This is a genomic window from Paraburkholderia sp. EB58 (genome assembly GCF_050436665.1).
In the GTDB taxonomy this organism is placed as follows: Bacteria; Pseudomonadota; Gammaproteobacteria; order Burkholderiales; family Burkholderiaceae; genus Paraburkholderia.
The window spans coordinates 1-19,550 of the sequence record NZ_JBNDMQ010000073.1 but is presented as its reverse complement, the minus strand read 5'-3'; the positions used below and the strand labels follow the sequence as shown (position 1 = coordinate 19,550).

The 19,550-nt window shown below is 60.4% G+C and carries 15 protein-coding genes and 4 pseudogenes; 14 read left to right on the top strand and 5 right to left on the bottom strand.

Annotation, left to right across the window (positions count from 1 at the left end; all coding sequences use genetic code 11):
* On the top strand, positions 1-384 hold a 384-nt coding region (locus P3T40_RS44115; protein WP_429273957.1), incomplete at its 5' end, for a sensor histidine kinase.
* Between the two features lie 122 nt (positions 385-506).
* Positions 507-927, top strand: a pseudogene (locus P3T40_RS44110) (transposase); the annotation flags it as partial.
* A 63-nt stretch (positions 928-990) separates the two neighbouring features.
* Here P3T40_RS44110 and P3T40_RS44105 read toward each other — a convergent pair.
* The 3 genes and pseudogenes from P3T40_RS44105 to P3T40_RS44095 all read right to left on the bottom strand — a co-directional run bounded on the left by P3T40_RS44105 (position 991) and on the right by P3T40_RS44095 (position 3,694).
* The gene (locus P3T40_RS44105) at positions 991-2,205 is read right to left on the bottom strand and encodes a site-specific integrase (protein WP_429273956.1); all 1,215 of its coding nucleotides are present in this window, start codon (positions 2,203-2,205) and stop codon (positions 991-993) included.
* A gap of 556 nt (positions 2,206-2,761) precedes the next feature.
* Positions 2,762-3,203, bottom strand: a pseudogene (locus tag P3T40_RS44100) (transposase); the annotation flags it as partial.
* A 287-nt stretch (positions 3,204-3,490) separates the two neighbouring features.
* Positions 3,491-3,694 carry a hypothetical protein gene (locus P3T40_RS44095; RefSeq protein WP_429273955.1) on the bottom strand — a complete coding sequence of 68 codons (204 nt, stop codon included), beginning with the start codon at positions 3,692-3,694 and terminating at the stop codon, positions 3,491-3,493.
* A gap of 629 nt (positions 3,695-4,323) precedes the next feature.
* Here P3T40_RS44095 and P3T40_RS44090 point away from each other — a divergent pair.
* A pseudogene (locus P3T40_RS44090) lies at positions 4,324-4,634 on the top strand (HU family DNA-binding protein).
* Between the two features lie 549 nt (positions 4,635-5,183).
* Here the strand turns inward: P3T40_RS44090 and P3T40_RS44085 are convergent.
* The gene (locus P3T40_RS44085) at positions 5,184-5,357 is read right to left on the bottom strand and encodes a DUF6884 domain-containing protein (RefSeq protein WP_429273954.1); all 174 of its coding nucleotides are present in this window, start codon (positions 5,355-5,357) and stop codon (positions 5,184-5,186) included.
* A 282-nt stretch (positions 5,358-5,639) separates the two neighbouring features.
* Between P3T40_RS44085 and P3T40_RS44080 the strand changes: the two genes are divergently transcribed.
* The 9 genes and pseudogenes from P3T40_RS44080 (at position 5,640) to P3T40_RS44040 (ending at position 17,544) form a co-directional block, all read left to right on the top strand.
* On the top strand, positions 5,640-5,750 hold the full coding sequence (locus P3T40_RS44080; protein WP_429273953.1) for a hypothetical protein: 111 nt from the start codon (positions 5,640-5,642) through the stop codon (positions 5,748-5,750).
* Positions 5,737-6,039, top strand: coding sequence for a BrnA antitoxin family protein (locus P3T40_RS44075; protein ID WP_429273952.1), 303 nt, complete (start codon positions 5,737-5,739; stop codon positions 6,037-6,039). The genes P3T40_RS44080 and P3T40_RS44075 overlap by 14 nt, the downstream gene beginning before the upstream one ends.
* A 1,051-nt stretch (positions 6,040-7,090) precedes the next feature.
* Positions 7,091-7,396 (top strand): annotated as a pseudogene (locus tag P3T40_RS44070) (transposase); the annotation flags it as partial.
* Complete coding sequence (locus tag P3T40_RS44065; RefSeq protein WP_429273958.1) at positions 7,392-7,748, top strand: hypothetical protein; 357 nt, start codon at positions 7,392-7,394, stop codon at positions 7,746-7,748. The pseudogene P3T40_RS44070 and the gene P3T40_RS44065, both read left to right, overlap by 5 nt.
* Before the next feature lie 327 nt (positions 7,749-8,075).
* On the top strand, positions 8,076-10,691 hold the full coding sequence (locus P3T40_RS44060; protein WP_429273951.1) for a DEAD/DEAH box helicase: 2,616 nt from the start codon (positions 8,076-8,078) through the stop codon (positions 10,689-10,691).
* A gap of 140 nt (positions 10,692-10,831) precedes the next feature.
* Entirely contained in the window at positions 10,832-12,286 is a 1,455-nt protein-coding gene (locus tag P3T40_RS44055) for a DUF3375 domain-containing protein (protein ID WP_429273950.1), read from the top strand.
* A gap of 2 nt (positions 12,287-12,288) precedes the next feature.
* Complete coding sequence (locus P3T40_RS44050) at positions 12,289-12,930, top strand: DUF4194 domain-containing protein (RefSeq protein WP_429273949.1); 642 nt, start codon at positions 12,289-12,291, stop codon at positions 12,928-12,930.
* Positions 12,917-16,300: an ATP-binding protein gene (locus P3T40_RS44045; RefSeq protein ID WP_429273948.1), complete on the top strand. Its 3,384-nt coding sequence runs from the start codon at positions 12,917-12,919 to the stop codon at positions 16,298-16,300. The genes P3T40_RS44050 and P3T40_RS44045 overlap by 14 nt, the downstream gene beginning before the upstream one ends.
* Positions 16,297-17,544 (top strand): Wadjet anti-phage system protein JetD domain-containing protein, encoded by a 1,248-nt coding sequence (locus P3T40_RS44040; RefSeq protein ID WP_429273947.1) that lies wholly within the window; start codon positions 16,297-16,299, stop codon positions 17,542-17,544. Before P3T40_RS44045 ends, P3T40_RS44040 begins: the two co-directional genes overlap by 4 nt.
* Positions 17,545-17,652: 108 nt before the next feature.
* Here the strand turns inward: P3T40_RS44040 and P3T40_RS44035 are convergent, their stop codons facing one another.
* Positions 17,653-17,922, bottom strand: a complete 270-nt coding sequence (locus tag P3T40_RS44035; protein ID WP_429273946.1) for a hypothetical protein — start codon at positions 17,920-17,922, stop codon at positions 17,653-17,655.
* 503 nt (positions 17,923-18,425) lie between these two features.
* On the opposite strand from P3T40_RS44035, the gene P3T40_RS44030 reads away from it, so the two are divergent.
* Together P3T40_RS44030 and P3T40_RS44025 are read left to right on the top strand one after the other, a co-directional pair.
* On the top strand, positions 18,426-18,605 hold the full coding sequence (locus P3T40_RS44030) for a hypothetical protein (RefSeq protein WP_429273945.1): 180 nt from the start codon (positions 18,426-18,428) through the stop codon (positions 18,603-18,605).
* A gap of 16 nt (positions 18,606-18,621) precedes the next feature.
* A partial coding sequence (locus P3T40_RS44025) for a hypothetical protein (RefSeq protein ID WP_429273944.1) occupies positions 18,622-19,550 on the top strand: 929 nt, incomplete at its 3' end.

Here is a 19,550-nt window from a genome sequence, read left to right as displayed (position 1 = left end):
TCGATCCAGTTCGTCGTGCGCACGCAGCACGTGGGCACGATCCACGCGGACCGCGGCCTGTTGTTCGAGGCGCTGAACAATCTCGTCGACAATGCGTTGAAGTTCACACCGAGTGGCGGAACAGTGCGGATTGAACTCGATGCGACGCCGTCCGGCCCGCGGGTGGAAGTGATCGACAATGGGCCCGGAATCCCGCAGGGAGATCGTGATGCTGTGCTTAAACGCTTCTATCGAAGCAACCGCACCCGGCATATTGCGGGTTCGGGGGTAGGCCTAAGCATTGTATCGGCAGTCATGCACGTGCATGACTTCACCATCAGACTAAGTGATGCAGCGCCGGGTACCAGGGTGAGTATTGAATGCTGGACACGGATACTTGCATGATTGGCGCGAATTCCATCCTCCTGATAGACGATCACTAAGAAGCCTTAACAAAATGATGTGTGGGGCTGTTAACTCTCGATCGTTCCTGTTAACCTGACCGTTGTTTCGACGGCGAAAAGGACGTGGCCAGACCGATACTTGACGACGACCTATGGGCACTCATCGAACCGTTGCTGCCGCCGCCCACGCCTCGGCGCTCACGGCATCCCGGGCGCAAGCCGCTCGACAATCGTGCGGTACTGACGGCCATCCTGTTCATCCTCCAGACTGGTCTGCGCTGGGATCTGCTACCACAGGAAATGGGCTGTGGCAGCGGTATGAGCTACTGGCGCCGCCTTCGCGACTTGCAAGCGGCCGGCGTGTGGGACGAGCTACACGAAGTGCTGCTTGCGCGCTTGCGTGCGGCCGACCAGATCGATTGGTCCCGGTCATCGTCGACTCCTCTTCAATCCGTGCCATGGGCGCTGGTCAAAAGTGGGACCCAATCCCACAGACCGCGCGCGACCAGGTTCAAAGCACCACCTCATTACCGAAGCGCAGGGTCTGCGTTCAGTAATTTGAAGCCCGCGGCACGCCGCGCGGCAAGATAGGACTCCACGGCCGACATCATTTCATCACCTCCGGCCATGGCTGCGCGATTTGCCTGAGCAGCGCGACGTCGACCTTGGCGTAATAGGCCGTGGTATCGATGCCGCGATGCCTCAGGACCTGACCAATCTGGTCGAGGGGAAGCCCATGACGCAACATCTCGGTCGCCGCTGTGTGGCGCCGCAGATGTGCGCCTTTGGCGGGCGAACTCACCCCGGCCCGTTTTAGTGCACGCTTCACTACCGACGATATGCAATCGCCTGAGATAAACGGCTGGAAGGGGGCGATGTTTCGAACAAAGACGTGGTCGCCGCAGGCAACTCGAGGTCGCGTCTCGATGTACCGCAGAAGTGCCTCACCAGTATCCTGCGGCAGCGGGAGACGAACTTCATAGCGTCCCTTTCCCGAGACGCGCAGCGTCCCGGTTTCCCACTCGATATCCCTCATGCGAAGGTTCGCCAGGTCACCAGCGCGAACCCCGAGTCGCACCAGCAACAGGACAATCGCGCGATCGCGAAGGCGTCCGCGTGAATTGCCATCGCATGCGGCAATCAGACGGTCAACTTCGTCAGCGCTCAGACACCGTGGCAGTGTCGCCAGGCGCCAGTGCGCCAACGCCCGAACCGCTTGATCGAGTTCGGCTCGACATAAACCCTGAACACCGAGGCAACGCAGGAAGGCTCGCGCGCTGGTGACCAGCTTTTCTGCGGTACCGATGCCACAGTTGCAGGCACTGTTCAACAGGAACGTGCGCACGTGCTTTGCGTCCCACCGGGTCGCGTCACTACCAAGCACCTCCACCATCACTGCGGCATCACGACAGTAGAGCCGAATGGTTGACGCTTTCGCGCCTCGGTGCGTGTGCAACCATCGCCGGAAACCGCCCACGATCCCAGGTTCTCGAATCTCGACAATCGAGGGCTTGTTGTCCTGGCAGACGCCGATCTCAATCAGGTATTCGCGAAAGCGCTTGGCACCGAAATACAGATGGTGGTTGGCTTTACCTCCTTTTGCTTCCGGACAGGTGCAGGTAGGCAGATGACGATAGAAGATTTCTGGAGTTTGTGGGCCCGCATCGGGCAGGGTACCGCCGTGCGCCAGCATGAAGCGGCCCAGATGGTCGGCGGCTCGCAGATAATGTACGGCGCTGGCCGCGGAGTATCCGTCCCGGTCGAGCGCATCAGCAATGTCATCAATGAAGGCTCCGCTGGGCCCGGAGCGAAGGCGTTTCAAGGTTTTTGGGTGCCACCAGGTATGTGTCTAGCATCACATCCTCCTATGATGCCAGGGAAAGCAAGACCACCATAGCAACGACAGGCCGCAATTTTTATGGGGAGTTGAATGGCAACTTGCCAGACACCAAACCGACACGGCCAGCCGGATTCGCGGCGAACCTGATCTGCAACTCCGCGTTAGGCAGAACTTCCCATAAAGCAAAGGTTTTTTTGGTTAGCGATTGCGGCTACAGACGTATAAGCGAGTCCGTACAGGTTGGACCGCAATCGGTAACCAAAAAACCGTTTGTGCTGAACCGCTCCGCAGGCGGTCGTGCTATGGGCATTGAATCGTCGATGCGGTTATCCAGCACGCTCCACACGCGTTGACGGGGCACCGGGCTACGATGAGGCGAAGTCGACGGTCGCGCGACGGTGGTGCAGGCGTGGTCCTGGCGAGATGAATGACGCAAATTCCGGGTCGTTGGTATACGGCGAAGACTCGATGACGCAAGCCCGGGCGCGTCGCCACCGGGAATGAATGGAAACGTGATCGGTAGTCGTGCCAAAGCGGATCAGTGAGCATGGTGAATGTGCGGCGGTACGCGCGGCAGTGCGCCGGGCAGAAAGGTTTCGATGCACACCATGTGGCCCTTGCCGCAGGCGGGGCAATCGCGTAATGACCGGCCGGTGAGTCGCTGGTAACGGTCACGGTAGTCTTCCGTTAAGCTGGATGTTTCTTGCGCGGTGGCGATTGGCGGGCAGGCCGTAACTGCGAATGTGCTTGAACCCGTCAGGCAGCACATGCAGCAGGAAACGACGGATGAATTCATCGGCTCTGAGCGTCATGGTCTTGTGCGCGGCGCCGTGTTTATAGTCTTTCCATCGAAACGTGACATCGTTGCCGTCGAAGCGCATCAGCCGGTTGTTGGAGATAGCGCGATGGGTGTAGCGGCCCAGATAGTCGAGTACGTGCCGGGCGTCGCCGAAGGGAGGCTTCGCATAGACCACCCACTCCGCCTGTGCGGCCGGCGCGAGAAAGGCGGAGAACGCCTGTGCTTGGGCAAGCGGTTCAAGCTTGCCGTAAAAATGCAGTGCACCGGGATTGACGGTTCCCGCACGGCCCGTGGCTAGGCGTGTTGGCGTCAACGGGTTCGGTCCCGGTCTTGTGGGGCGAGCCACCCGTTTCACCGCCGATGACTGAACTGGAGCGCAACGCAGCCGGCAGTTTTACGATAGGCAGAAGTCGTTAAAGGACTTGCATCATGGAAGAGTACAACCCCGAATGCGCGCCCAAACCTGAATCATGGCTCGAACTCGACGAACAGGAGCGAATTGCCCTCGTCGAAACGTATCACCGTGTCGCGCGGATCAAACTTCCCAACGTCACGGCACACGGTGCGCTTCACACGACCATCGAAACCCAGATCGCCCTGAACCTTGAGCCCGTGGTCCGCGCGGTGCATCGTCTCAGGAAAGAAGGGCTTACGCGACACGACGCTGTTCACGCGACCGGCTCAGGTCGTCGCAGAGCATCTGTTTGATATTTTGAAGACAATCAGAACGACGATGCTGCGGCCTCGCAGGCGCGTTACTACGCGGCGCTGGAACGATTGACCGCCACCAGTTGGCGTAAAGGGGAGCACTGATGCCGATACCATCGAAGCTTCAGCCGTGGTTCGAAGCGAGGCAGCACTTCAGGTTGAGCCATACCCAGATCCAGATGGCTCGCGAACCGGGATCGAATCCCCGAAAATTCGGATCGCTGGCTACCGGGCAGCAGGAGTTGTGGAAGCGACCCCTCGGGGAATTTATCGCGCATTGTTATAGCAGGCGCTTTGGTCGTACTGCGCCAGAACACGTGCAATCTCTGGAAGAAGTCGTGAAGCGTGTGGAAGTGCGGCGGCGAGCGGAGGGAAAGAAAAGCGAACAGAGCGGCTCCACCGACAGGGCCTCAACATAGCGATGACGGATCAAGCGAAAAGTTATCGGACCTCTACGGACCTGGCGGCGAACAGAGTACGAAATGAATGGCACGGTGGTAGACGACGTCCTGAGTGTGCGACGTCGACCAGTTGTGAACTCCTTGTTGTGGTTATGAAGTCGTCACCGTACCTGATTGCTGCGCCCTCGTGCAATGAAACGAAAGCAAGCCCGCTTTGAAGCTAAAAGTAGAAGCAGCCTGGCGCAGGATGCGGTCGCCGCGGCGACCGGCGAAAGCAAGGCCGCAACGGGCGAGGCGATCGATGCGTTCTTCGGCGCCATTTCCGCTGCCGTGACGAAGGGGACACGGTTCAGCTGATTGGCTTCGGGTCGTTTTCGACGGGTGCCCGTGCCGCGCGCACCGGCCGCAATCCGGCAACCGGCGCCGAAATCCAGATTGCCGCGGCGAAGACCGTGAAGTTCGTAGCTGGCAAGGCCTTCAAGGAGACGGGGAACGGACACTAATGGCCAGCGTCAGCCGCCGGTCGAAGTCGTACCGGTGGACCGCCGCCTCGGGAGCTCCCACGTCGGATGTCTGATTGCGCCGGGGATCGGCATGGATGAGCCCTGATCGAGCCTGGTAGCATCAGGTACAGCGTTGCCGTAGACGCACTGCGGCCTTGAAGCTGACTGGATGGCAATACAGATGCTGGTATGGAGAAGATACGTCGCGGATTCACCGGGAAGCGTTGTGCCCGCCGACCGCGGCTCTGCAGCGCTACCGCGTGCGCATCGTCGCCGAATCGCGCGGACAACCGGCGATGACCGGATCGCTCGGCACCACGGGCCGGACACTTGTAACCGCCATCAAGTGAGCCAACCTGAGCGACCTCTGCGCGCGACTGTTCTGATCGTGGCCGGCCTCGCTGGCTATCCTTTGCTCTCTTGAGGGCGGGGACGCAGCGGCGCGTTGGTTTTCGGACGAGTTTGGCGCCAATGGAAACGCAAGTCGCCTCGGTCCGGCCTGCAAGTCTCGAGCGACTTTTGCGCACACGACATTACCCGGATCGGAGATCAGCGATCGCGAAGCAGTGGAAGGCCGTGAAGCGCGGAGAGGATGAACCACTGCGAGCCGGTCCCTTCGACCAACGCCCTCGTGCGGGTGAACCACTCGGACGTATACAGCTCGCGTGCCGGGGCAGCGGTCGCCGGCTTCTTTCCGACGCATGGAACGAGACAGATGGTCATGGGTGCCTCGTGTTGTGGCGGAGCCTGCAACGTATGCGCTCATGAAATAGCGATCAGGGACATTTTGGGGTTACGGAAAGTCCTTGCGTGCCAGATTTTCTGACACTACAATAAGTCGAATGAAAATCACATTTGATCCGGCGGAAAACGCCAGCAACCAAGGCAAGCACGGCGTATCGCTCGCCGGGGCCGCGCGGCTCGATTGGGATGGGATGCACGTGATACCCGATACCCGATACGCGGCACGCCTACGGCGAGGATCGGTACAGGGGCATTGCCCTGTTGGGCGGGCGGCTGTACAACGTGGTTTTCACGCCCCGCGACGAGACCATGCGCATCATCAGCCTGCGCAAGGCGAGCAATATGGAGATTGATGCATATGAGCAAGACTAAGCTGATCCGCAACACTGCCGCCGAGGAGGCAGCAATCCAGCGTGGCATCGAAGCCGATTCGGATAACCCGGAATGGACCGCCGATGATTTCTCGAAGGCGCGCCCGTTCGCGGAAGTCATGCAGAAGCGCATGGGCCGCCCGCCGAAGGAGAACCCGAAAGAGCAGGTCACGATGCGCTATGACGCTGACGTTCTGGAGGCATTCAGGGCAACCGGATCGGGTTGGCAGACGCGCATGAATGACGCGCTGAAAACCTACCTGAAAGAGCACCCGCTGAAGGCTGCATGACCGGCGACGGTTTGGAAGCGTTCGCTTTCAGACCGCTGCCGTGGGGCAGTAGGGAAGCGCAGGCAGATGCAGGAACCTCGACGTGAGAGGCAAGCCACAAGCCATGATGCCCCTCAGTGTCTCCGGATTGGATGACATACCTATCGGCCTTTTCAACGCCATCGGTCGTCGTTTTGGAGCATTGCGCGATGCAAGGCGTGCCGCCTCCGTCTGCCCCCGGCTTGGACGGCTTATCTAGGGGCTCTTGCGACGCCCGCCATAGCTATCTTTGGCTGCGTTTGTTCAATCAAGAATGGCAAAAGTCATTGAAGCTCGAGCATTTCTAGAGGCGTGTCGCCATCTACGACGCGACGAGAGAACTGATGTCGGAAATCATCTTTCACGAGGAAAAGTTCACCGAAGATAACTTGAATAAGGCCAACGCCGGCAAAGCATTTAAGAATGCGGTCGACTGCGCGTGAGAGCGGAGGCAAGGCGTTGGTCTTATGGCCGCCGGTCCCGAAGACGTGGAAGATCCCGCTCGGGGCAACACTCAAGCGACCCGGCAGCAACACGGTTGCAACCTGAGCGGCGAATGACGATCGATGACACGGCCTGAAGGTCGGCGGGCCCGGACAGTAGGAGGCTTGCCCGGCGGGCAAGCGTAGTTGTAGATGGGGCGCGTCGGTAACGGAGTGGTTCCAGCGGTCTGCGCATGCGGTATGAGGTGACTGGCCTGGCGCCGGCACGGATAGATGTTGGTCCGGGGGCGGTTGCCCAGACATCAAACACTCCGACCTAACCCGTGTTTAAGTTTGGCTTTATAAGAAGGACTCCGATCATCAATCAGGAATTCTTCCCCGTGCGGGTTGTCCGCCGCCGGCCAGCGTCGTGGTCGTGACAGGCGACCCGCTCGCCAGCGATGGACAACCCGCAGCACACTCACATGGAGGTAACTAACCCACGGAAAACAGATCACCAAAGGGCTTGATTTCGACTGCCCCATACAAGTACCACTGTGTCAAAAAAAAGGCATTATGCGCTTGTCTTCAGATAAATTGTGAGGAATGCGATGGAACGTCATTCGGAGCGGTCCGACGAGTACGTGTCCCTGATGACTCAGTCGCTCGGACACGCTGATCGTGTCGAGCCATTTCGTGGCTACTGCACGCGGTTGATGTTGCCGGTCACGCGCAAGAGCGTTGAACCTATGGCTGCGCATCTTTCACCGGACCGGGTGCGCTCGGAACACCAACGTCTGCATCACTTTGTAGCCGATGCACCGTGGTCGGATCAGGCGGCGCTTGATACAGTGCGCCGTTACGCGCTTGAGCGGATCAAGCGTCGTGCGGGACCACCTGAGGCGCTAATCATTGACACGCGGCCGCGACGATCTACTGGATTGGCTCACGACCCGCTATGTGCGCGCGGCGCTGCCTGTCAAGTTCAATATTCGTCTGCAGAACGTTGGCGCAGAGGACAAGTTACGTAAGGCACTCGCGAACGCGCCCCAAGTTACGGAGGTTTATTTGTTGCTTAAGCCTCGTCACAAAGAATTGACGGACCCGGCGGTCCTCTACGAATGCGATGTTGTGTTGCTATGCGAGCGCGAACGCTTTCTTGACGAGGCCATTCGAACGGCGCTTGAGCCCGCCCTCGAGGATGAGAGAAAAGACTGCATGCGACGTGCATCGCGAAAGTCGGACATCTGGCGTTCGGGCCTCGGATAGCTAGGTATCGACCTTCGCCGCAGGATAACGCGCATCTGGTCGGTACCGATGCGGCGCGACACCGGGTCTGAACGCAGCACCCGCCGGAACTTCGGGCGATTCTTATAGACCTGGTCCGGGGCCGGTAAAATGGAGTAAATCAAACCCTCCTCAGTCCAGCGAGGCGAAGCGCTGCCCCAAGGTCATCTATGGACGGGATGCTTTGACGGTACGGCGTTCGCGCATAGCATCTCCAGGACCACTCCGCTGCGCGGCAGCGGCCAAACTGCGCATTTGCACCGACGCAGTGTGGTGACGGCAGAGTGAACTTGCGGCCCGGCACGCTGGATGGAACTGATTGTCCGCGTCAAAGTCGATGCGTGGAAGCTGAGGGACAAGGTCTTCGAAGAACTGCACACGGAGGTAGTTCGAAGGCTGATGAATCGACAAGGCAAGTGTCTATCAACCTATGACTACCCGGAAGTTATGAAAAGCAAGCGCAATGTTGCCAAGCCGGCTAAAGCTCCGAAGCTTTCTCGCACCCACGCGCCGGATCACATGCCCCCCGCTGATTGGCAGCGCGCTTTGCGCCGCCAGTTCGGGCGCGAGCAGGTTTTCAGCCTGGAGAATCTCGGAACGGAGCCGTTTTTCTCGGAGTTTCGTGTCGATAATCCAGAGTCGAAATCCAGTTATCGTGTGGCAATCCGCGGGACACGGCCCGGCGACAACTTCTGTGCCTGTCCTGACTATGCGACCAACGAATTGGGTACCTGCAAGCATATCGAATTCACACTGTCCAGACTGGAAAGAAAACGCGGTGCCAGGGCGGCCTTTGCCCGCGGCTACCAGCCTGCATTCTCGGAACTGTATCTGCGGAACGACGGTGGGCGAACGATCCATTTTCGCGCCGGTACAGATTGTCCGCCGAAGGTAGCGAAGTCCGCCGCGATGTTGTTCGACGTGTCTGATGGGTGGCGGTTACCGGAGGCTCGTTTCGACGATCTGGGTCGTTTTCTCGCCGACGCGGCGAAGACAGGTCACGAATTGCGCGCCTACGACGACGCGCTCGATTTCGTCGCAGGCCGCAGCGACGCGTCGCGTCGCGCCACGGCGCTGACTGCCGTGTTCCCGCGTGGGGCGGCTGACCCGCTGCTGAAGAGGATGCTCAAGGTGCCGCTTTACCCCTATCAGGCCGAAGGCGCGTTGTTTGCCGTGCGCGCCGGGCGTGCCTTGATCTGCGACGAAATGGGCTTGGGCAAGACTGTTCAGGCGATTACGGCAGCGGAGATTCTGGCGCGACATTTCGGTGTGTCGAGGGTACTCGTGGTCTGCCCGACTTCGCTCAAGTATCAGTGGCAGAGCGAGATTCTTCGCTTCTCCGGCCGGGCGTCGCGTGTGGTCGCAGGAAGTCTCGTCGAGAGGCAGAACGAATACGCCGAGGAAGACTTCTGCAAGATCACCAACTACGAGAAGCTGAAATCCGACCTTGACATGATCTCTGCGTGGGCACCGGAGCTTGTGATCGTGGACGAAGCACAGCGCATCAAGAACTGGAACACCATCGCGGCGAAAGCACTCAAGCGCATCGACAGTCCCTATGCCGTGGTGCTCACGGGCACACCACTGGAAAACAAGGTGGAAGAACTCATTTCCATCGTCCAGTTCGTCGATCAGCATCGCCTCGGACCCACCTGGAAGCTGCTGCATGAGCATCAGGTCAAGGACGAAGCCGGACGTGTGACCGGCTACACCCGACTTGAGAAGATCAACCAGACCCTGGCGCCGATCATGATCCGCCGGCGCAAGTCTGAGGTGCTGCGTCAGTTGCCGAACCGTACCGACCAGAATCTGCTGGTGCCGATGACCGAGATGCAGATGGCCTATCACACGGAGAATGCGGACGTCGTGGCCAAAATTGTCCAGCGCTGGCGCAAAACGAAGTTTCTGTCGGACCAGGACCAGCGACGACTCACCTGCGCCTTGCAAAACATGCGCATGTCGTGCAACAGCACCTATCTTCTGGATCAGGAAACCGACCACGGCGTAAAGGCAGACGAGTTGGCGACGCTGTTTGAATCTCTCTTCGCCCAGCCGGAAGCGAAAGCGGTGGTGTTCAGCCAATGGACGGGCACTCATGAGATCGTCATTCGCCGACTGAAGAAACTCGGCATCGGTTATGTCAGCTTCCACGGCGGCGTTCCGTCGGAGAGGCGGCCTGCCTTGGTGGAGCGTTTCCGGGACGACCCAGACTGCCGCGTCTTCCTGTCGACGGACGCGGGCAGCACGGGGCTCAACCTGCAACACGCTTCGACGCTCGTCAATATGGATCTGCCGTGGAACCCGGCGGTGCTTGAACAGCGCATTGCGCGCATACACCGCATGGGGCAGCGCAAGCCTGTACAAATCATCAACTACGTTGCCAAGGGAACGATCGAGGAGGGCATGCTGTCGGTGCTGGCTTTCAAGCGCTCCCTGTCGGCGGGTATTCTCGATGGCGGCGCAGGCGAAATTTCGCTCGGCGGCTCACGTCTGAACCGCTTCATGAAGGATGTGGAAAACGTCACGGGCCGCATGGGCGAAGGCGAGGCAATGGCCGTGGTGGAAGAGGCCATCAATGTCGCCGCCGCGCCCGGTGAACTGAAGGAAAACGCGCAAACTGGAGAAACAGGCATCGACGATGCCGGAACCCGACCCAAAGCCGTCGCCGCCCACACAGCGCCACAAGACGCGCGCCCTGATCCCTGGTCGGGGTTGTTGCAGTTTGGCGTGGAACTGGTATCCGCACTGAGCGCGTCGAACGATGGGGCTGCCGCCCACCCATGGGTCGAACGTGACCCTGCCACAGGCGTACGCAGCCTTAGGTTGCCCCTGCCACCGCCGGACACGGCAAGGCGGCTTGCAGATGCCCTGTCGGAAATTTCACACGCTTTGCTGCGCAAGGGTATCGAAGACGGAAGCCGCTGAGGGTGTGCGATGACAGTTTTCCTCTTGCGCCAGGCATGCGGAAGTGGGTGCCCAAATGGCGTATTGTTACAATCGTCGGGTTAACCTGAGCGCGTGGCCGGATCGTACCCAGTGATACGATCCGGCCCGAGACCCAAGCCATGATCCTCGACTACTCAACCCTCGACACCCTTCGCGCGCACCATCCAGCATGGCGGCTATTACGTTCCGACCACGCCCCGTTGGTGGCGAGCTTCCTGCATCGCGTTTTCGTGGTTCCGAACGTGCGCGTGATGTCCGCCGCTGACCTATCTGAAGCGCTGGAAGACGAACTGTATGCACTGCGCGATCGCCTGGGCGCGGACACCTATCCAAAGCGCGCGCTCGATTACCTCAACGACTGGGCAAGCCCGGAAAAAGGCTGGCTGCGCAAGTTCTACCGCCAGGGCTCGGACGAACCCCACTTCGACCTTACGCCAGCGACGGAAAAAGCGATCGTCTGGCTGGACGCGCTCACGGGACGCAGCTTCGTCGGCACGGAGTCACGCCTGCTCACGTTGTTCGAGTTACTGCGGCAAATGAGCGAGGGCAGCGAACCCGATCCGCAAAAGCGCATCGCCGAGTTACACAAGCGTCGTGAGGAGATCGACGCCGAGATCGCGCGGGCGATATCCGGGGACCTTCCACTGTTAAACGACACGGCGCTCAAAGATCGCTTCCAGCAATTCATGCAGCTGGCGCGCGACCTGCTAACCGACTTTCGGGAGGTGGAGCAGAACTTCCGCATGCTCGACCGTCGCGTGCGCGAGCGCATCGCGCTATGGGAAGGTTCGAAGGGCGCGCTACTGGAGGAGATCATGGGCGAGCGCGACGCGATCGGTGACTCGGATCAGGGCAAAAGCTTCCGCGCATTCTGGGATTTCCTGATGTCGAGCACTCGCCAGGAGGAACTCACCGAACGGCTCGCGCGAGTGCTCGCATTGCCCGTGGTGGCCAACCTGAAGCCCGACGCTCGTACCAGTCGTGTGCACTACGACTGGCTGGAAGCGGGCGAACACACGCAGCGCACGGTCGCGCAACTGTCGCAGCAGTTGCGCCGGTTCCTCGACGACCAGGCATGGCTGGAGAACCGCCGCATCATGGACATCCTGCGAGGCATCGAGGCCAGGGCGCTAGCCGTACGCGACACGCCGCCGGTCGGCGAGATAATGAATCTTGCCGAGTCGTCATCCGACGTCGAGCTTCCGATGGAACGTCCGCTGCACGCGCCGGTGCAGAAGCCGGTTATCACGGATATTGCGCTGGAAACGGGCGACGTCGATCTGGATGCCGCGGCGCTGTATTCGCAAGTGGTGGTTGACCGCGCGCAGCTCGCGGGTCATATCCGCCAGGCGTTGCAGGATCGGGCGCAAGTGACGCTGCGCGAGCTGATTGAATCGCACCCGCTGCAGCAAGGTCTTGCGGAACTGGTCGCGTATCTGCAACTGGGCAGTGACGCGTTTAAGACGGTCGTGGACGAAGACACGCACGAAGTCATCGCGTGGCAAACAACCCGTCGCGACGAGACGCCGAAGGCACGACGCGCCCGGCTACCACGTGTGATCTTTGTGAGGTGAAGATGGAAGACGAACGGCAAGAGGTGGCGGCGAACGCCGATCTGTCGACACTTGCGATCACGCTGCTCAAAGGCGTGATCTATCGTGAGGGCGATGAACGTCTATGGGGCGCGTTGCTCGATCTGCAGGCGCGCGTACGGGACTATATATCGGTACTGGGCCTGGAGCTGGTACTCGACGAGGCCGAAGGCTACGCGTTCCTGCGCAGCCGTCCCGAGCAGGCTGAAGATGGCGCGGCGCCAAAGCCGCCGCGTTTGATCGCGCGTCGGCCGATCTCTTTTCCGGTCAGCCTGCTGCTGGCATTGCTGCGCAAGAAGCTTGCCGAATTCGATGCCGGCGGCGGCGATACGCGCTTGGTCCTGTCGCGCGACGACATCGTCGAGCTGGTAAGGGTCTTCCTTCCGGACAGCAGCAATGAAGCGAAGCTGATCGATCAGATCGAGACGCACATCAACAAGATCGTCGAGCTGGGCTTCCTGCGCCGGTTGAAGGTCACCAGCGGCCCATCCAGTTTCGAAGTGCGGCGCATCCTGAAGGCGTTCGTCGACGCGCAATGGCTGTCGGACTTCGACACCCGTCTTGCCGGGTACCAGGCGCACCTGGCGGCCACGACGGCAGGGCCGGGAGGTAATGTCGATGAATGAGCCGAACGAGACGATGCCACAACTGCTGGAGCTGGATTTTCTCGCCGACGACACGCTCTCCGGCTTCCGCATGACCCGCCTGGAAGTTTTTAACTGGGGCACATTCGACGGGCGCGTATGGACGCTTCAGCTAGACGGCAAGAACGGTCTGCTCACGGGCGACATCGGCTCGGGCAAGTCGACGCTGGTCGACGCTATCACGACACTGCTGGTCCCCTCCCAGCGCATCGCCTACAACAAGGCGGCAGGAGCAGACAGCAAGGAACGGACGCTGCGCTCATACGTGCTAGGGCATTACAAATCCGAGCGCAATGAGGTGACCGGCACAGCCAGGCCCGTTTCCTTGCGGGACCGCAACAGCTACTCGGTGATTCTCGGCGTGTTCCACAACGCAGGGTATGACCAGACGATCTCGCTCGCGCAGGTCTTCTGGATGAAAGAGGCGCAGAGCCAGCCCATGCGTTTTTATGTGGGCGCTGAGCGGAATTTGTCGATAGCGACTGATTTCGTCCACTTCGGCACCGATATCGCGCAATTGCGCAAAAAGCTGCGCGGCCTGGGCGCGGAAATCGAAGACACCTTTCCGAAATATGGCGCGTGGTTTCGCCGACGCTTCGGCATCGAAAATGAGCAGGCGCTCGAGCTGTTTCATCAGACAGTGTCGATGAAGTCGGTCGGTAACCTGACCGACTTCGTGCGTAGCCACATGCTCGAGCCGTTCGACGTCGCGCCTCGCATTGCCGCGCTGATCTCGCACTTCGACGATCTGAATCGCGCGCACGAGGCGGTGCTCAAGGCGAAGCGTCAGGTGGAACTGCTGAAGCCCCTGGTGGTGGACTGCGACCAGCACGGCGCGCTGGCGGCGGAACAGGAGGCTTCGCGCGTGTGCCGTGATGCGTTGAAGCCGTACTTCGCCGAATTGAAGCTAGGCCTGCTGGATCGGCGGTTGCAGTTGCTCGCCGAAGATCATGCACGCGTTGCCGCGCTGAAGGAGCGGCGTATCGAGCAGTGCGATCAGGAGCGAACGGAAGCCGATCGCCTCAAGCGTGCGATTGCCGAGCAAGGCGGTGACCGGCTGGAGCAGCTTGCTGCTGAAATCCGCGACGAGGAACGCGAGCGCAATCGACGCCAGCAGCGCGCCGAACGTCATGCGGAATTGCTTGCCGATATTGGTGAGACCCCCGCTGTCGAGGAGCCTGACTTTATCGCGCAGCGGAAACAGGTGGCCGATCTGCGCGAGGGCGTGAGTCAGCGAGAAGCCGATCTGCAGAACCAGATCACCGAGTGGGGCGTGTTGCTGCGCGAGGGCAAGCGCGAACATGACGTGCTTGGGGAGGAAGTCGCGAGCCTGAAGGCGCGACGCAGCAATATTCCCAAGGAGCAGGTCGCAATGCGTGCAGCGTTGTGCGCGGCACTCGGTCTCGACGAAGACAGCATGCCGTTCGTTGGTGAACTGATCCAGGTGCGTGAAGAGGCGTGCGAATGGGAAGGTGCGATAGAGCGGGTGCTCCATAACTTCGGCCTCTCGCTTCTCGTGCCCGATGCGCACTATTCCGATGTCGCCGCGTGGGTGGATCGCACGCATCTCGCGGGACGGCTCGTCTATTTCCGCGTGCGACCCGCGCGCGACCAGGACATCGCCGAGTTGCATCGTGATTCGCTGGTGCGCAACGTCGCGATCAAACCTGACTCGCCGTTCTACAGCTGGTTGGAGCGGGCGCTGGCACAGCGATTCGATTACGCGTGCTGCGCGACGCAGGAGCAGTTTCGTCGCGAGTCCCGTGCGCTGACTCGCACAGGGCAGGTCAAGGCGCCCGGCGAACGCCATGAGAAAGACGACCGCCATCGCCTCGACGACCGTAGCCGCTACGTCCTCGGCTGGAGCAACGCCGCCAAGATCGCCGCGCTGGAAGAGCAACTGCGTGCGCTCGAGATGCGCCTCGGCGGCATCGGCGGCCAGATCGCCAAAGCGCAGGGCGATCAGACGAAGCTGCGGCGGCAGTTGGAGGTGTTGGCGGCGCTGAATGAGTTCAACGATTTTCGTGAGTTGGATTGGCAGCGGTGCTCAGCCACGATTGCTCGCCTGCAGGATGAGAAAGCGCGTCTGGAGACTGCCAGCAATGCGTTGCTGGAACTGGCCGCGCAACTCGAGTCGGTGCAGGCGGCGCTGAAGGACAGCGAGATGGCATTGTCGGACGCCAACAGGGAATTAGGCGGTATCGACGCCAGACGCGAAGCGGCAGATGCATTGCGGGAGCAAACCGCGGCATGGCTGGCCGCGATCGCCCACGATACCCGCGAGCGGCTAGAGGTGCTGCGCGCGCAGATTCTGGGCGAGCATCAGCTTTCGGTCGAGTCATGCGACAACCGTGAACGCGAACTGCGTGATGCGTTGCAGGCACGTATGGACGCTGAGGCCAAGCGCCTGGATCGCCTCACCGAGCGCATCATCAAGAGCATGTCGACGTTCAAGGACGCATACAAGCTCGACACGGCCGAGTTCGACGCCAGCCTCGAAGCCGCGTTCGAGTATCGCGAGCTGCTGGCGCGCCTGAATACTGACGATCTTCCGCGCTTCGAGGCTCGCTTCAAGGAGCTATTGAACATCAACACCATCAACGAGATTGCCAACTTCAACGGGCAGCTGGCGCGGGAACGCGAGACGATCAAGGAGCGCATCGCCCGCATCAACGAATCGCTGGCTCAAATCGACTACGACCCAGGTCGTTATATCGTGCTGGAATCTCAGGCGAGCCCCGACGCAGACATCCGCGATTTCCAGGCGGAGCTGCGAGCCTGCACGGAGGGTACGCTGACCGGTTCGGACGATGCGCAGTATTCGGAAGCCAAGTTTCTGCAGGTCAAGGCGATTATCGACCGGTTTCGCGGCCGCGAAGGGCTGTCGGATCAGGACCGCCGGTGGACTACGAAGGTCACCGACGTGCGCAACTGGTTCCTGTTTGCCGCAAGCGAGCGCTGGCGCGAAGATGACACGGAATACGAGCACTATTCGGATTCGGGCGGTAAGTCGGGTGGGCAGAAGGAAAAGCTGGCATACACGATTCTCGCGGCCAGCCTCGCGTATCAGTTCGGTCTGGAATGGGGCGCGGTACGGTCTCGCTCGTTCCGGTTCGTGGTCATCGACGAAGCGTTCGGACGCGGCTCGGACGAGTCCGCGCAATACGGGCTCAAGTTGTTCAGGCAGCTCAATCTGCAACTGCTGATCGTCACGCCACTGCAGAAGATCCATATCATCGAGCCGTTCGTATCCAGCGTCGGCTTCGTGCACAACGATGAGGGACGTGCTTCGAAGCTGCGCAATCTGTCGATCGAAGAGCATCTTGCACGCAAGGCGGAGGGTTCGACGTGAGCTGGACGACTGCCGGCGACCTGAAGGCGCAGGTGCGCCGCTTGTGGGAGCGAGGTGAGCTGTTGCGCAGCATGGTTAGCCCCGGCGCCGATGCGGCGCCGGATGCCGTGCTTGTCGCTCGCGAAGAAGCGAAGGTTGGCCTGCGGTCCGGCTGTGCGTTCCCGCTGCGACTCGTCCTGAAGGGACCGGCTTCGGCCGAACTCACCGAACGTTTCCAGGCCGTGCGTGAATGGATTGCTGAGCTTGTCGCGGTCGGGCAGATCCGGATCGAATGGCGCGAGTTCAATCATCGTGTCCTGGGTGTTCAGCGCGTGCCGCAGGTGGTCTGGATCGACGAGCTGGACAGTGCGCTGGCGATGATCGGCAAGCGTGGCGACGCGGCGCATTTCGGCCGGTTGCTCGCCGTCGTGGGCTCGCGGCAGCCGGCGCTGCTGGTATGGTTTCGCCGGCGTCCACTGCAGGCGCTTGAGATAGCTGACGAATGTGAGCGGTTACTGGCGGTGGTCGACTGGATCGTACGGCATCCGCGCCCCGGCATTTACCTGAGACAAGTGGACATTGCCGGTGTTCACAGCAAGTTCATTGAAAACTGGCGCGGTGTGCTGGGAGAATGGCTCGATCTCTTACTTCCGCCGGAGGCTGTCGCGGTAGAAAGAAGCGGCGGCGCGCAATTTGCGGCCCGTTACGGCTTCCTCGACAAGCCTGCCCGTATCCGGTTTCGCGTGCTCGACGCGCAGTTGCCCATGCTTCCCGGCGCTGCGCACCCCGATATCGCAGTCGATGCAGACAGCTTTGCCGCGCTGGCCGTGCCGATCCGCCGGGTTTTCATCACCGAGAACGAGACGAACTTCCTCGCATTCCCACCTCTAGCCGATACGGTCGTCGTCTTCGGTGCAGGCTATGGATGGGACGCGCTGTCAAAAGCGGCATGGCTTTCCCGCTGCAGCATCCACTACTGGGGAGATATCGACACTCATGGCTTCGCTATCCTCGACCAGTTGCGCAGCCGCTTCCACCACGTTGAGTCTTTCCTGATGGACCGGGCGACGCTGATCGCCCACGAAGCTCAATGGGGCGAGGAGCATGACCAGGTGCTCCGCGACTTGCCGCGGCTCGACGATGCGGAGCAAGCGCTGTTCAACGACCTGCGTGATAACCGGCTTCGTAAAAACTTGCGGCTTGAGCAAGAGTATATTGGCTTCCAGTGGGTTGAAAGCGCGCTCGCCACTCTTGCAAGGCAGTGAAATAGCCTCTCTGCTGCACCGGGCTAATAATCAAGAATGTGCCGCCGCCATCGGGTTCGTGGCAGAGACCAGCCTTTCCTTGTCGCCCTTGCCGAGCACTTCCAGCCATTAGCGCTCGTGACCGTTCGCGTCGCGGCGCGCAGAAAACCGCCCCATCGTGTTGGCGCTGACGTCGGGGATCCGCAACCCACCCGGATACACCAGGGTGAACAGCCAGCGCGCGCGGAAGTAGTGTGCCCCTTTGCGGTCGGTGTCACGGATCGGCGTATTGGAGCCATTCCGGGATCGGCGTAATCGAGCCACCAGATGATCGACGTAATCGAGCCAGTGCAGGATCGGCGCATTCGAGCCACTCGATGATCGGCGTATAGGAGCCACCTCAGGATCGGCGTAATCGAGCCACGCAGCAAGCTCGTCGCCGCGTCGGGCCGTAGCCCGAAACGCATTTCGAATTTCCGTAACCCGGTACCTTTGGGCCTTTTGCCCGGAGGGCCGATGAGTAACAGGAGGTTCGTTAGGCACGCCCGGAAATTAGGTTCGGTTGAACTGGGACAACTCGTCTATGCGTTATGGCGCCCCTTCCCGGGGTTATGAGGTGATCGTCTGCCTGAGGAAGGGGACGTCGGAAGCGGACGCTCTCGCTGGGATTGCTTCACCTAATAATTTCAGGTTCGTCAGTAAAAAGTGTGGGTAGATGGAGGCTCGGGAAGCGTAACTTCTCAATAACCTGGGGCGAGCACGAGGGCGTCTGTGCGCCGCTGGCTGTGAACCTGCAGGGAAGATGGGCCGATAACTTGCTCGCACCCGGTGACGAATTGCGCTTGTAAACGACGGAGTGTGATGTTAACGTTTGTCGCGCCAACATCATTTGATCCGCGCCCGTGACTCTCCCCAAAAAATTCGTACTACCCGACTTCGCACGAGAAGCGCTAACGCCGCAGGAGCGCGAAGTGCTCGCATGGGTCGAGCAGTTGGCAGCCGTGGCTAATGGCCTGCAGCAGGAGGTCGAGCAACTGGAACAGGAAGCCAGCCAGCTCAGGAAAGCCAGGAAGCTCGCGTAGTCTGGTGGCCATCGTGATGAAGAAACTTGCGGCGCCGCATGTCGCCGAAGCTGATCGGACGCGAGCGGTCATGGAGCTGTTCGCATGGGGTGACGGACTGGTCGAAATCATCCATCGCCAGCAGGAAGAGATGGGGCATCTGAAAGACGAAGTCGCGGTGCTCAAAGGCGAAAAGATGCGTCCGACGTTCAAGCCGAGCCGCATGAACGAGGATGCCGGAAACGCCGCCGAGCCGGATCGAACGCAGAATGGGAAACCGGCCAAACGACCCGGATCAGAGAAGAAGAGCAAGACGTGGCAACTGAAGATCGATCGTGACGAAGTGATCGAACCGGCAGAGCCGATCCCGCCGGGCTCCCGATTCAAGGGCTATCGTGATTTCGTGGTCCAGGACCTGGTGATCGAATCACGCAATACGCGATATCGGCTGGCACGCTGGGAGACGCCAGACGGCCAGACCCTGATCGGGCAACTTCCGCAGGCAGTCCACGGAGGACATTTCGGCCCGACGCTGGCGAGCTATGTGCTTTATCAACATCACCATTGTCACGTCACGCAGCCGCTGCTATGCGAGCAACTTCGGGAATGGGGCATCGAGGTCTCGTCCGGGCAGATGAACGCGCTACTGCAAGTGGGCAAGGAGCGCTTTCATGCGGAAAAAGATGGGCTGTTATCGACTGGCCTGGCGCTCTCGTCGTATGTGACGGTTGATGATACCGGCATGCGACATCAAGGCAAGAACGGCTACGTCACTCACATCGGTAACGAGCATTTCGCCTGGTTTCAAAGCACGTACTCGAAGAGCCGGATCAATTTCCTGGAGTTGTTGCGTGCGGGTCATGGCGATTACCAGATCAACGAAGACGCACTCGCGTACATGAAAGCGCAGGGACTCTCGCACGTGTTCCTGGACGCGCTGCGTCAGCACGGGAGCGCAAGCTTTGC

What these genes read in the sequence shown, in the direction of transcription:
- P3T40_RS44075 (WP_429273952.1), top strand. Translation starts at nt 5,737, where the DNA reads ATGAGCAAGACTAAGCTGATCCGCAACACTGCCGCCGAGGAGGCAGCA.
- P3T40_RS44045 (WP_429273948.1), top strand. Translation starts at nt 12,917, where the DNA reads ATGTCGATGAATGAGCCGAACGAGACGATGCCACAACTGCTGGAGCTG.
- P3T40_RS44060 (WP_429273951.1), top strand. Translation starts at nt 8,076, where the DNA reads ATGGAACTGATTGTCCGCGTCAAAGTCGATGCGTGGAAGCTGAGGGAC.
- P3T40_RS44050 (WP_429273949.1), top strand. Translation starts at nt 12,289, where the DNA reads ATGGAAGACGAACGGCAAGAGGTGGCGGCGAACGCCGATCTGTCGACA.
- P3T40_RS44085 (WP_429273954.1), bottom strand. Translation starts at nt 5,357, where the DNA reads ATGACCATCTGTCTCGTTCCATGCGTCGGAAAGAAGCCGGCGACCGCT.
- P3T40_RS44055 (WP_429273950.1), top strand. Translation starts at nt 10,832, where the DNA reads ATGATCCTCGACTACTCAACCCTCGACACCCTTCGCGCGCACCATCCA.